This is a genomic window from Moritella sp. 36, from assembly GCF_018219415.1.
Taxonomy (GTDB): Bacteria; Pseudomonadota; Gammaproteobacteria; order Enterobacterales; family Moritellaceae; genus Moritella.
This window is the reverse complement of the sequence record NZ_CP056120.1, coordinates 4,190,762-4,204,107: the sequence shown is the minus strand read 5'-3', so window position 1 is coordinate 4,204,107 and position 13,346 is coordinate 4,190,762. Positions and strand designations below refer to the sequence as shown.

General features: G+C 43.2%; 9 protein-coding genes and 1 pseudogene. 5 read left to right on the top strand and 5 right to left on the bottom strand.

Translation table 11 applies throughout. The features are described 5' to 3' along the window. Positions 1-5: 5 nt before the first annotated feature. The 3 genes from HWV03_RS18545 to HWV03_RS18535 all read left to right on the top strand — a co-directional run bounded on the left by HWV03_RS18545 (position 6) and on the right by HWV03_RS18535 (position 4,717). Positions 6-2,861 carry a formate dehydrogenase subunit alpha gene (locus HWV03_RS18545; RefSeq protein ID WP_211677253.1) on the top strand — a complete coding sequence of 952 codons (2,856 nt, stop codon included), beginning with the start codon at positions 6-8 and terminating at the stop codon, positions 2,859-2,861. 12 nt (positions 2,862-2,873) lie between these two features. Further along, on the top strand, positions 2,874-3,491 hold the full coding sequence (gene fdh3B / locus HWV03_RS18540) for a formate dehydrogenase FDH3 subunit beta (RefSeq protein ID WP_067046532.1): 618 nt from the start codon (positions 2,874-2,876) through the stop codon (positions 3,489-3,491). Positions 3,492-3,664: 173 nt separating this feature from the next. After that, on the top strand, positions 3,665-4,717 hold the full coding sequence (locus HWV03_RS18535; RefSeq protein ID WP_211677252.1) for a formate dehydrogenase subunit gamma: 1,053 nt from the start codon (positions 3,665-3,667) through the stop codon (positions 4,715-4,717). 124 nt (positions 4,718-4,841) lie between these two features. Here the strand turns inward: HWV03_RS18535 and HWV03_RS18530 are convergent, their stop codons facing one another. The 5 genes and pseudogenes from HWV03_RS18530 to HWV03_RS18510 all read right to left on the bottom strand — a co-directional run bounded on the left by HWV03_RS18530 (position 4,842) and on the right by HWV03_RS18510 (position 9,525). Next, the gene (locus HWV03_RS18530) at positions 4,842-6,650 is read right to left on the bottom strand and encodes a bifunctional molybdopterin-guanine dinucleotide biosynthesis adaptor protein MobB/molybdopterin molybdotransferase MoeA (RefSeq protein WP_211677250.1); all 1,809 of its coding nucleotides are present in this window, start codon (positions 6,648-6,650) and stop codon (positions 4,842-4,844) included. 27 nt (positions 6,651-6,677) lie between these two features. Next, positions 6,678-7,265, bottom strand: coding sequence for a molybdenum cofactor guanylyltransferase MobA (gene mobA / locus HWV03_RS18525; RefSeq protein ID WP_211672916.1), 588 nt, complete (start codon positions 7,263-7,265; stop codon positions 6,678-6,680). After that, positions 7,198-7,896, bottom strand: a pseudogene (locus tag HWV03_RS18520) (ATP-binding cassette domain-containing protein); the annotation flags it as partial. The gene mobA and the pseudogene HWV03_RS18520, both read right to left, overlap by 68 nt. A gap of 75 nt (positions 7,897-7,971) precedes the next feature. Next, positions 7,972-8,673: an ABC transporter permease gene (locus tag HWV03_RS18515; RefSeq protein ID WP_211677247.1), complete on the bottom strand. Its 702-nt coding sequence runs from the start codon at positions 8,671-8,673 to the stop codon at positions 7,972-7,974. Positions 8,674-8,700: 27 nt separating this feature from the next. After that, positions 8,701-9,525, bottom strand: a complete 825-nt coding sequence (locus HWV03_RS18510) for a substrate-binding domain-containing protein (protein WP_211677245.1) — start codon at positions 9,523-9,525, stop codon at positions 8,701-8,703. Between the two features lie 258 nt (positions 9,526-9,783). On the opposite strand from HWV03_RS18510, the gene HWV03_RS18505 reads away from it, so the two are divergent. Beyond that, positions 9,784-11,250 carry a sigma-54-dependent transcriptional regulator gene (locus HWV03_RS18505; RefSeq protein WP_211677243.1) on the top strand — a complete coding sequence of 489 codons (1,467 nt, stop codon included), beginning with the start codon at positions 9,784-9,786 and terminating at the stop codon, positions 11,248-11,250. Continuing rightward, positions 11,247-13,292: a sensor histidine kinase gene (locus tag HWV03_RS18500; RefSeq protein ID WP_211677241.1), complete on the top strand. Its 2,046-nt coding sequence runs from the start codon at positions 11,247-11,249 to the stop codon at positions 13,290-13,292. Before HWV03_RS18505 ends, HWV03_RS18500 begins: the two co-directional genes overlap by 4 nt. The last annotated feature ends 54 nt before the right edge of the window (positions 13,293-13,346 follow it).

Sequence of the window (13,346 nt, the reverse complement as noted above, 5' to 3'; positions counted from 1 at the left end):
TCTAAATGAAATTAACTAAACGTTCCGATACGGTCAACAAGGACGAAAAACAACTGGGTATTTCGCGCCGTTCGTTTATGCGTAACTCTTCAATTGCTGCCGCTGGTGGTGCCGTCGGTGTTGGCATGTTCGCACCGGGCATGATGAAAAAAGCTGAAGCGAAATCTGTCGATCCAGAATCACCCGTTGAAATTAAACGTACGATTTGTTCTCACTGCTCTGTGGGCTGCGGTATTTATGCCGAAGTACAAGAAGGTGTATGGACTGGTCAAGAGCCCGCATTTGATCATCCGTTTAATGCGGGCGGTCACTGTGCGAAAGGTGCCGCGTTACGTGAACACGGCCATGGTGCGAAACGTCTTAAATATCCAATGAAACTGGTTAACGGTAAATGGATTAAAATGAGCTGGGAAACAGCACTTGAAGAAGTCAGCCAGCAAGTACTTAAGATCCGTGAAGAGTCCGGTCCTGATTCTGTTTACTGGTTAGGTTCAGCAAAGCATAACAATGAACAAGCGTATTTGTTCCGTAAAATGGTATCGATGTGGGGCACTAATAATGTCGATCACCAAGCTCGTATCTGTCACTCGACAACAGTAGCGGGTGTAGCAAATACCTGGGGTTATGGCGCGATGACTAACTCGCTAAATGACATGCATAATTGTAAATCAATTTTGTTTATCGGCTCAAACCCTGCTGAAGCGCATCCCGTCGCGATGCAGCATATCCTTATCGCGAAAGAAAAGAACAACTGTAAGATTGTTGTTGCTGATCCACGTCGTACCCGTACTGCTGCAAAAGCAGATCACTATGTGTCTTTACGTCCGGGTTCTGACGTTGCTTTCGTTTGGGGCGTGTTATATCACGTGTTCAAAAATGGTTGGGAAGATAAAGAATTCATTCACCAACGTGTTTACGGCATGGACGATGTACGTGCAGAAGTTGCAAAATGGACACCTGCTGAAGTAGAGCGTGTTTCTGGTGTATCAGAAGCGGATGTTTATGAAACGGCGAAACTGCTTTCTGAACACCGTCCAGGTTGTGTTGTTTGGTGCATGGGTGGGACGCAGCATACAACGGGTAATAATAATACGCGTGCATATTGCATCCTTGAACTTGCGCTTGGCAACATGGGTAAACCTGGCGGTGGTGCTAATATTTTCCGTGGTCACGATAACGTACAGGGTGCGACTGACTTTGGTGTATTAGCTGATAACTTACCAGGTTACTACGGTCTTTCTGAAGGTGCTTGGAAGCATTGGGCTGGCGTATGGGATGTTGATTATGAGTGGCTAAAAGGCCGCTTTGATCAAAATGCTTACCGTGGTAAAAAACCAATGAACCATGCCGGTATTCCGGTATCACGTTGGATTGATGGTGTATTAGAAAATAAAGACAATATCGAGCAAAACGATAATATTCGTGCCATGTTCTATTGGGGTCACGCGGTTAACTCACAAACTCGTGGACCAGAAATGCGCACAGCGATGGGCAAACTGGACATGATGGTTATTGTTGACCCGTATCCTGGTGTTGCAGCTGTGATGAACGGTCGTACTGATAATGTTTATTTGCTACCAGCGACGACGCAATTTGAAACAACAGGTTCTGTTACTGCAACAAACCGTTCAGTTCAATGGCGTGACCAAGTAATTGAACCATTATTCGAATCAAAGCCTGATCATGAGATCATGTATTTGCTAATGAAAAAATTAGGTTTAGCAGATCAATTATTTAAAAATATTGAAGTGAAGAACAACCAACCTGTTATCGAAGATATTACTCGAGAATACAATAAAGGTATGTGGACGATTGGCTACACAGGCCAAAGTCCTGAACGTCTAAAAGATCATCAGAAAAACTGGCATACGTTCCACAAAACGACTCTTGAAGCTGAAGGTGGTATTGCTAACGGTGAGACTTATGGTCTACCTTGGCCATGCTGGGGCACGCCAGAGATGAAACACCCAGGTACCCATATTCTTTATGATACATCGAAACCTGTTGCCCTAGGTGGCGGTAATTTCCGTGCACGCTTTGGTGTTGAGCGTAATGGCGAAAGCTTATTAGCAGTCGACAGTTATTCAAAAGATTGTGAGTTAGAAAGTGGTTTCCCAGAGTTCAGTGACAAACTACTTAAGCAACTTGGCTGGTGGGATGAACTGACTGCGGATGAAAAACTAAAAGCAGAAGGTAAAAACTGGAAAACCGACGTATCGGGTGGCATTCAACGTGTGGCGATTAAACACGGTTGTATCCCATTTGGTAATGCCAAAGCCCGTGCTGTGGTATGGACCTTCCCAGATGCAGTACCGCTTCATCGTGAACCGCTATACACACCGCGTCGTGATCTTGTGACTGATTACCCAACGTGGAATGACAGTGAAGCGATGTTCCGTCTGCCAACATTATACAAATCAATCCAAGATAAAGATGTATCAGGTGAATACCCGATTGTGCTTACTTCTGGCCGTTTGGTTGAGTATGAAGGCGGTGGTGATGAAACCCGGTCAAACCCATGGTTAGCTGAATTACAGCAAGAAATGTTTGTTGAAGTTAATCCAAAAGATGCTAACGATTTAGGTTTCAGAGATGGCGAAATGGTGTGGGTTGAAGGTGCTGAAAAAGGCCGTATTCACGTTAAAGCAATGGTTACACGTCGTGTTAAACCAGGTCTTGCCTTTATTCCGTTCCACTTTGGTGGTTATTTCCAAGGTGAAGATTTACGTGGCAATTACCCTGAAGGCTCAACGCCATATGTATCAGGTGAGTCAGCAAATACAGCAACAACCTATGGTTATGATCCTGTGACACAAATGCAGGAAACGAAAGTAACCCTCTGTAAAATATCTAAAGCGTAAGGAGTCATTCAAATGGCTAGTATGAAATTTCTATGTGACTCTAAACGTTGTATTGAATGCAATGGTTGTGTCACCGCATGTAAGAACGAAAATGATGATGCACTTGAATGGGGTATCCAACGTCGCCGTGTCGTTACTCTGAATGATGGTGAGCCGGGTGAAAGCTCAATTTCAGTGGCATGTATGCATTGTACTGATGCACCGTGTATGGCGGTTTGTCCTGCGGATTGTTTTGAGCGTACTGAAGATGGCATTGTGTTGCACGATAAAGACTTGTGTATCGGTTGTGGTTATTGCTTGTTTGCCTGCCCATTTGGCGCACCGCAATTTCCAAAACAAGATGCCTTTGCTGAACGTGGCAAGATGGATAAATGTACCTTCTGTGCAGGTGGACCGAATGTAGAAGACGGCTCTGAAGAAGAGAAGAAAAAGTACGGTGCCAACCGTATTGCAGAAGGTAAATTACCTATGTGTGCATCGCTTTGCTCAACTAAAGCCTTGCTTGCTGGTGATGCGGCGAAGATCTCTGATATTTACAGTGAACGTGTTGTTGCACGTGGCGCTAAAAATGCGGGTTGGGCAAGTACTGTCGACCTTGCTTATGATGCGAGTAAACCGCAAGAAAGCTAATGCGGGAAGGCTGGTTAATGTAAGTTAGCCAGCTGTCAGGACTTGGTTACGAACCTACAATGACTATTTTTTAATATAAATATAGGTTAGCTGTAATATAAACATAGACTGTTTGTTTAGTGATAATCAGGCATCTATTTAGCGCTGTGGTTTAAACACAGTGAGGAGATTTAATGACTAAGCGAATTCAACATTGGTTCACTTTGTTAGTGAGTGTATTAATGCTGAGCTTTACCTTGTCGGCATTTGCTAGTGAAACCGCGGATAACAATACAACCAGTGAACGCTTAGGTGAGTCAGCGGTGGAAGGTGAGCTTACCGGTTTTGCTGGCGCTGATTATTGGCGTGCAGTACGAGATGGGCAAGAGGGTTACACTACATCAAAATCAGCAGAGCACGGTATCTTAATTAGTTCATCTGGACAGGCGTGGTCGATTCTTAAAGAAAAGTGGATATCACCATTAGGTGCATTGGCGATATTGGGTTGTATTGGGTTAGTGATATTAGCTTATTTTACCATAGGTCCATTAAGATTAAGTAAGCAGCGAACGGGGCGTAAAATTAAGCGTTGGAGCCTCATAGATCGTACATTGCATTGGAGTATGGCGTTTACCTTCTTAAGTCTTGCGTTGACTGGGTTAACACTGGTATATGGTAAACATTTGATTAAACCTATCATCCCTCGTGATATTTGGGCGATGATCATTTATGGCGCGAAACAGTACCATAACTATGTTAGTCCATTATTTGCTGTTTTACTGTTCACGGTCATGATCAAATGGTGGCGTAAGAGCTTATTTACCAAAGTGGATATTAATTGGTTTAAGAAAATGGGCGGCATGGCTGGCAAACATAAAGGGTCGCATCCATCAGCTGATTTTTCTAACGGTGGTGAAAAAGCGCTGTTTTGGTTACTGATATTTTGTGGTGTGTTTATTGTTTTTAGTGGCTTTATTCTCGACTTTCCGATCTTCGGACAAACTCGTCTTGATATGAAGTTATCTAACTTAGTTCATGTATTAGCATCGCTGATGCTTATTTGTGGTTTTGTATTTCACATTTATGTCGGTCTAGTGGGTATTGAAGCGTCACTAGAAGGTATGGTGACGGGTGAAGTTGATGAAACATGGGCAAAAGAGCACCATGATATTTGGTATGAAAAAGTAAAAGACTTACCAGAGAATCAACCAAAAAGTGAATCATCATCAAAGTCAGATGATAAGTAATAAAAAGTAAGAGTGATCGTAAAATAAGAGTAAACGTGATGGGGGAATAGTGGCGTGATGTGAGCACGCCACTATTTTTTAATCCTATCTCGTTGCTAAAATAGGATTAAATGAGTTACGAGTACTAAACGCGACCTTGTAATGGGATCACGCGAACCGAATCTCCAATTTCTGCATTCGTCTGTTCAGGTAATATTTCAACTAAACAATTAGCTTCACTCATCGATCGCAAGATACCAGAGCCTTGTTGTCCGGTACTTTTCACGGTTAAACGACCATTAGCATCAAAATCAAAAATACCTCGGGTATACTCAGTACGATTAGGACGAGAGCGGAAACGTTCTGTAGCAACTGCATTGAATATTTGTGGCTGCCAACTTTCCATACCCTGTAGTTTACGGATAGCAGGTTCAACAAATTGTAAGAAGACCACCATTACTGCAACTGGATTACCCGGTAAGCCAAAAAACGGCGTGTCGTTAATTTGGCCAAATGCTAAGGGTCTACCTGGGCGCATATTGATACGCCAGAAGTTAATTTGTCCCAGCTTATCTAATACGGTTTTGATGTAATCTGCATCGCCAACAGATACGCCACCTGAGGACAAGATCAAGTCCGCTTGCTTGCTGCCTTGCTGTAAGGTAGCTTCTAATGCAGCTTCGCTGTCTTCAATAATGCCCAAGTCAATCACTTCACAGCCAGCTTGGCTTAACATCGCGTGCAAAGTGTAGCGATTGGAATCGTAAATACAGTTATTCTTTTGTGTCTCACCAGGATGCTGTACTTCATCACCCGTTGAGAAGATGGCGACACGTACAGGTTTTTTAACTGTCACTTGGTTAATGCCGAGTGAGGCTATCATGCCTAACTCTGGCGCGCTGATCTTGCTACCTGCGGCTACGGCTGTTTGGCCTAATGCTAAATCTTCGCCTGCTTGACGTACATTCTGACCAGTGTTAATTGCAGCCATACTCAGATCAAAGCGCACCGTGTTGTCGATTTGCTCAGCTTGTTCGCGCATGACGACTGTATCGGCACACTCTGGAACTGCAGCACCTGTCATGATCCGTACTGCTTGGCCTTTTTCAAGTGGCAAGTCGTAACTGTGTCCTGCCATTACGTGGTCGACAACGTTATAGCATTCACATTCTAAATCATCACCGCGGACTGCATAACCATCCATTGCTGAATTAGTGTGTTGGGGTACATTCACTGGTGAAAGTACGTCATGTGCGACAATTTGACCCAAAGCTGCTTTTAAATCAACAGTCTGTGATTGCTCAAGTGGTACAATATGACTAAGAATACGCTCACGACCTTCTGCGACAGACAGCATACCTTGTGGTGTTAGGTCGCCACACTGTAATCCCTGAGGTTGTTCAGGCTTTACAGCACCCACTTCGCCTTGAATAAAGCTGAGCACAAACTCGGTTATCTGCTCAAGATCGTTAATATTGAGCTCAGGTAATGGCGTTTTTTCTGCTAAAGGTGCTGGCGCAGGTACATTCGCTGCGATTGCAATAATGTTATTGTCCGTTGGATGTAACCAAGGTTTACCGACTTCAGTGCGGTGTAATTCAATTTTAGGAAAATTCAGTTGTTTAAAACCTTCCACCAAAATTAGGTCAAGCTGAGTTCGATCTAACTGTGCGATCAAGTGCGGTAGCGTCGCTTCTTCATCCGGCGTTTCAGTCACTAATGCACGGCGACAACGGGATGAAATCAGCATCTGGTTAGCACCCGCTTTACGCAGGCGGTAGCTGTCTTTGCCTGGTTGGTCGATATCAAAATCATGATGCGCATGCTTAATCACGGCAACACGAATACCACGCGCAACTAACTTAGGCAGTATTGCCTCGAGCAGTGTTGTTTTGCCTGTACCGCTGAATGCAGCAAAGCCGAGTAAAGGGAGTGACGCGTGTATCTGATTCATAGATGTAGACTCATTGTTGTTGTTGACTCATTCTGTTTGTCCAAACTGATGTAATTCTGCTGGAGTATTTAAGTTTATAAAAGCGTTGGGCTGATCACTAAAGTCGACCGTGAGCATGTTACATTGACGGTATAATAGAATGATCTTGCGGTCACCGTTCGCTAAAAAGGCTTCTAGTTTCGGCAAAATGCGACGGTGTAATAGCGTCACCACTGGCTGAATATGCTCACCATCATGGGCGACCACAATATCAGTGTTGGTTTCACAGGCTGCAGCCATACGGGCGACTAAATCGCTTGGTAGCTGTGGGCAATCACAGGGGACAAAACCAATCCATTCTGCATCGTTTAAATGTAAAATAGCAGCATGCATACCACCTAAAGGGCCCGGATAACCTTGTAGCTGATCGCCAAATACAGAGCCATACTGGCTATAAACGTCTTGATTTCGATTTGCGTTAATGGCGATCTTGCTGGTTTGTGGCGAAAGTGTATCGATGACATGCTCGATCATGGCTTTATCGGCTAATTTAACTAAACCTTTGTCATTACCGCCCATACGGCTGGCCTGTCCGCCCGCTAAAATTACCCAACTTGTTTGTTCCGCCGAAGGCATAAGTATCCTTATCTTTTTTGATGAGCTGTAGATCAGCTCGTTCGATTAGTTTGCTATTGCTAATGCACCATTGACGGCGACAAAGTGCGGTAAGTGCATTTTGCTGGTGGCTGGTGATCACTAAGGTTGAACCGCGATCGAGTAAATCTTTGGCTAGCATCACCTGGCGCTCAATGGATTCTGTATCCATGCTGGCACTGGATTCGTCCATTAATAGCACGCTAGGTTTGAGCACCCAAGCTCTTGCCATTGCTACACGTTGGCGTTCGCCACCCGATAACACCGAAATATGTTCATTAGCTAAAGTCTCTAACCCTATCATACGTAGTGCTGTTATCGCTTCACTTCGTTGTTCTTGGCGGCCTTTTCGGGTAAATTTTAATCCATAGCAAACGTTATCAAGTACGCAACCGTCAAACATGTAGGGTGTTTGGTGCATATAAATAACACCATTTTTGGCGTTACTTTTAAATAAACGGCGAAACCAAGTATTGCACTGTAAGTTTACTTTGCCCGTGGTAGGGCTTTGTAAACCAGATAATACTTTTAATAACGTGGTCTTACCGACGCCATTAGCACCAGTGAGGTAAATGGCTTCTTGCGGACCGAACTTAAGATGAGGAATGTGAAATAGCAGACGATCTTTAAATCGAATCGAGATATCTTCTGCTTGAATAGTAATTTGCGACACGATCGATTCCTTAGTCTAATTGGTGCGCAAGTGGGCTTTACCACGAGCGAAGGATAATAAGAAATTAAGTCCTAGCGCAAGGATCAATAAGACCATACCTAGGGCAACACCTTGTGCAAACGCGCCTTTCGAGCTTTCTAATGCGATTGCCGTGGGAATATTTCGTGTTGAATTTAAAATATTACCGCCAACCATCATAGAGCAACCAACTTCAGTAATAATACGACTAAATGCAGCGATAATAGCGGCAAGGAGTGGGAAACGACATTCCCACATCAAACTTAATAATGCGCGGGGTAGACTTGCACCTAAGGTTAATGCCGTTTCCCAAGCACGGCGATCGCTGTTTTGAAACGCGGCGTGCATCATGGATACTAAAATCGGAAAACAAACCATCATTTGCCCCAAGATCATCGCCTTTTGGGTAAATAGCATTTGCCAATTACCGAGCGGACCTGCACGAGATAGCATCATGTAAAGTAATAAGCCAATCACTACCGTAGGGATGGATTGACAGGTATTGAATAATGATAGCAATAGCCAACGCCCTGGGAACTTCCCGTAGGCGAGAGCAAATGCGATCAATAATGCTGGTATTAATACCAATACAATCGCCAGTAAAGACACTGAAAATGACACACCGACAATTCCCCACAGTGCCATATTGCCGCTGAAGAGGAGTTGTACAGCTTGTTGGGTGGTTTGCCAAATATCCATTAAGTCTCTAGGTTTCTAATACGGTTATTAAGACTTGGCATTTGCAACAAATAATTGCTCGCCGCTACGTTTATAATTGTTGATCATGGCTTGTGCTTTTGGATTGACTAACCAATCACTGAATATCTTTGCGCCTCGGTAATTGATACTTGGATAGCGGCTCGGATTTACTAAAATCACTTGGTAAGGATTAAATAAACGCTTATCACCTTGTACAACAATCTTAAGGTCTAGTTTATTTTGGTAAGCTAACCAAGTACCACGGTCTGTTAATGTGTATGCTTGCAGCTCAGATGCCATGTTCAGCGTCGGTCCCATCCCTTGGCCAACTGCTTTATAGCCTCCAAAGTTTGGTTCCATTTTTGTTTGTGCCCACAGACCAAGTTCTTTCTTGTTGGTGCCTGAATCATCACCTCGAGAAATGAAAGTTGCGTTGTAAGATGCGATACCAGCTAATGCTTTCACTACATCTTTGCTGGCATTGATTTTTGCTGGGTCAGCTTTTGGGCCAACAAGTACAAAATCGTTATACATAAGTTTACGTGGTAGTACACCGTAACCGGCATCGACAAATTTCGCTTCAGATTTTGCTGCGTGTGTCATGACCAAATCAACATCGCCATTTTGACCCATGCGCAGTGATTTACCCGTACCAGCTGCAAGTACGTCAACCGTATAACCAGTGTCTTTTTTGAATTCAGGTAACAAAAAATCAAGCAGTCCAGAATGATAAGTACTGGTTGTGGTGGCTAAGCGGATCTTCATATCGTCAGCGGCATTGACACCCGCAGCTGTTACAAGTGCGAATAAGGCAAGCGATGTTTGGATAAATTTCATCGGTTTTACAGTCATTAGGTCTTCCTGACGTTAAAGTTATTTATATAAGTTAGTTGAAAAGTCACCGTATTTCTCGTTATGTAGCAAATTAGATGCCAAATTAAAAATAAACCATATAAAACACTGTAAATCTAAGTAAGCTGTTGATTTAAAAGGGTGGGTGATATTTGATTTCGATTTGGCGTAAATAAAGGCTTGAAACAGCTTTGACTTTGTTAGTCGATATGAGACAAAATGTCGCAACTCAAAAAATTACGGTAGTTATTTATATTTATGTCTGAATTTACTTCTTCTCCCTCTTGGGCTGCGGTCTCTGTACTTGTTGTTGATGATGAACCGGGTATGCGCGCGATCTTAAAGAAAGCGTTAAGCAAAAAATTTGCCCAAGTTGATACTGCTGGTAGCATCGAAGAAGCCGAAGAACTCCGTAAGCGCTGCCATTTCGATTTACTTATTGTTGATATTAATTTACCTGGGCGCTCTGGTATTGAGTGGCACGAAGCATTTGATCCACAAACGCGTCGTAGTGATGTGATCTTTATGACTGGCTATGCCGATTTAGATACTGCGATTAAAGCGTTACGGGCAGGCGCTTCAGACTTTATCTTAAAACCGTTCAACCTCGAACAAATGATGCAATCGGTAAGTCGCTGTATCGAACGTCGTTTAATAGAACGTCAGAACTTTGCGCTGCAACGTGATATAGAACGTACATTTCCTATCGATATTATCGGTGATGCGACTAAAACCTTATCAATGAAAAAGCTGATAACCCAGATTGCCCCATCTATGGCAGCTGTATTAATTGAAGGTGAATCGGGTACCGGTAAAGAATTAGTGGCGCGGGCTTTACATCAACTTAGTCTACGTAATGGTCCTTTTGTACCATTAAACTGTGGCTCGATTGCACCAGACCTATTAGAAAGTGAATTGTTTGGTCATATTCAAGGTGCTTTTACGGGCGCTAAAAAAAGCCGAGAAGGGCTATTTCGCGTTGCCAACGGCGGTACCTTATTCCTCGATGAGATTGGTGAAATGCCACTTGCCATGCAATCGTCGTTATTACGGGTATTAGAGCAAAAAGCGATTAGACCTGTTGGTGGTGAGCGTGAAATTCCCATTGACGTGCGCATTGTCGCAGCAACCAATCGTAATTTAAAAGTGGAAGTCGAAGCGGGGCGTTTTCGTCAGGACCTGTATTACCGTCTAAATGTATTAACGGTTGACTTACCACCCCTGCGTGATCGTGTTGAAGATATTCCTGCATTAGCACACCATTTTACACTAAAACTATCTAATGAATTAGGCATGAAGAGTGTTAGTTGGACACATGAAGATATACTTGCGATGCAAGCATATGATTGGCCCGGTAATATTCGCGAATTACGGAATATGATGGAACGTTGTATTTTGCTCGGCAAGCCGCCTGCGGAATATTGGCGAGAGCTGCAAGGTGATGCTACCCGGCTGCCAAGAGCGGCTATTACGCCATTTGACCAGATACGTATGGATGAAGCGAATCTAGAGAGTCCTTGTCGTTGCTCGTCTGAGGCCATCGGTGATGAAGAGCAATATTGTTATCCAACGACATGGACATTAAAAGAAGTAGAAAAAGCACATATCATGCAGGTAGTTGACTCTCACGAAGGGAATAAGTCAGCGGCTGCACGTAAGCTTGGCGTGGCACGTAAAACGCTAGAGCGTAAATATAAAGAATGGATTGATGAAGCCGCCTTATGAAAATGAAACAATTTATACTGTTATGGATTAAGCGTTTTAGAACCATGGTACGTTATCGTTTGCTGGTGCTTACATCGATGCCGATAGTGATCACGCTGTTTGCTTTATTTGCACTGACTATGTACTGGACAGTGACGTATACATGGCAAAACGCATTAATGAACGTGAAATCGGATCTGGCGGTTGCGCATAACAGTATAGAGTTATTGCAAAAAGAACAACGGATGAACTTGACGTCACTGTCTTCATCTTATGATTTCCAACATTTATTGCGCACAAATGAAAGCAAGTTACCAGAATGGGTTAAACGGCAAGCTGAAAATTACGCATTAGATTTTGTGGTATTACATCCTGTGTCAGCATTAGACTCGTTCCCGTTGGTGAATCAAGCGTTATTACTTACCGGAAAACCACAAACGTTTTTTCAAGTACTTAATCATGATGAATTGTTTGCATTAAATAGTACGTTGCCAGTGTCAGCTCAGATCCCGTTATTACGAGAAAATAAATTGGAGTCTCGAGGGCTTATTAGCCGTAATTTGATCCCGATTTTTAATCGTGATAATCAACTCGAGTGGATTATTGATGGTGGTATATTACTGAATAATAGCACCCAACTTGTTGACCGTATTCGAGACCTTGTTTACAGCTATGGGACATTACCGCTAGACAGTATTGGAACGGTGACACTCTTTATGGATGATATCCGGGTAAGCACCAATGTCCCGCTTAATAGTGATCAGCTTAATGGTCGTGCAATTGGCACCCGCGTTTCTCTAGAAGTGCAACAGCAGGTACTTATTGCTGGAGATAACTGGGTTGGTCGGGCATTCGTTTACGATGATTGGTACATCTCCGCTTATGAACCGCTACGAGACTATAATGGTCATGTGATCGGTATGCTCTACACCGGTTATTTAGAGTGGCCATTATTGGAAACGTTTCTAACCAATATCGCTGAATTTAGCGTGGGTATTATCGCGGTATTGTTACTTTCTGGTGGCTTGGTATATCGTGGCGCACGGGACTTATTCAGGCCGATTGAAAAAATTCATAATGTGGTGAGAGTGGTACCGTTAGGGCTAAATCGTCGTATTGGTGATCTGGGGTTATGTAAGGATCATGAATTAGCGATTTTTGGTCAGCAATTTGATTCCATGTTAGATCAATTGCAACAGCGTAATGATTTAATTAAACGCGCTTCGCTGGAGCTTGAGGATAAGGTCCATAGCCGAACGCAGAGCTTACATGATAAAACTCAAGAGTTAGAGCAATACATTAAGTTACTAAATCAAACGCGCAGTAAGTTGGTGATGAGTGAAAAACTGGCAGCCCTTGGTGAGTTAACCGCAGGGATTGCCCACGAAATTAATAACCCTACTGCTGTGATTCTCGGCAATGTGGAACTGTTACAACTCGAGCTCGGAGAAGACAGTCAACGAGTCACTGAAGAGCTTGAGGCGATACATGAGCAGATTGATCGTATCCGTAACATAACTCGGAGCTTATTGCAGTATAGCCGTCAAGGTGGGGTGCAAGATGAGATCACTTGGCAGCACTTAAATTTGATTGTAAAAGAGAGTTTAACTTTGGTTGGTTCTGGCACTAAATCTGCCGATGTACAGATTGAATCGCAACTTGATGCTAAATGTTGTGTGGAAGTGAACCGTCATCAACTTTTACAAGTATTAGTTAACCTGCAAATGAATGGTGTACATGCCATGGGTGATAAAGGGTTGTTGAAGATTAAAACTGAGGACTGGCATGATGATAACGGTAATATTATTGGTGCGGCGGTACATATTAGTGATCATGGGTGTGGTATCAGTGAAGACAATTTAGCGCGTATTTTTGACCCATTTTTTACTACACGTCGTAGTGGTACAGGGTTAGGTTTATCTGTGAGTCAAAGTATTATTAGCGAAGTTGGCGGCAAGATCACGGTAAAATCTGATCTTGGCATCGGATCGACATTCTCTATTTATTTACACGAAAAAGCCGTCATTCATAATGATTTATTACTGCCTGTTGAGGTGTATTAGCACGGTGAGTTATCTGTAATTGAAGAAGAATATAATTATTTTGGTTGTTTATCA

Coding starts and splice junctions, on each gene's coding strand:
- HWV03_RS18510 (WP_211677245.1), bottom strand. CDS start 9,525: ATGACTGTAAAACCGATGAAATTTATCCAAACATCGCTTGCCTTATTC.
- HWV03_RS18545 (WP_211677253.1), top strand. CDS start 6: ATGAAATTAACTAAACGTTCCGATACGGTCAACAAGGACGAAAAACAA.
- HWV03_RS18535 (WP_211677252.1), top strand. CDS start 3,665: ATGACTAAGCGAATTCAACATTGGTTCACTTTGTTAGTGAGTGTATTA.
- fdh3B (WP_067046532.1), top strand. CDS start 2,874: ATGGCTAGTATGAAATTTCTATGTGACTCTAAACGTTGTATTGAATGC.
- HWV03_RS18500 (WP_211677241.1), top strand. CDS start 11,247: ATGAAAATGAAACAATTTATACTGTTATGGATTAAGCGTTTTAGAACC.
- HWV03_RS18515 (WP_211677247.1), bottom strand. CDS start 8,673: ATGGATATTTGGCAAACCACCCAACAAGCTGTACAACTCCTCTTCAGC.
- HWV03_RS18505 (WP_211677243.1), top strand. CDS start 9,784: ATGTCTGAATTTACTTCTTCTCCCTCTTGGGCTGCGGTCTCTGTACTT.
- HWV03_RS18530 (WP_211677250.1), bottom strand. CDS start 6,650: ATGAATCAGATACACGCGTCACTCCCTTTACTCGGCTTTGCTGCATTC.
- mobA (WP_211672916.1), bottom strand. CDS start 7,265: ATGCCTTCGGCGGAACAAACAAGTTGGGTAATTTTAGCGGGCGGACAG.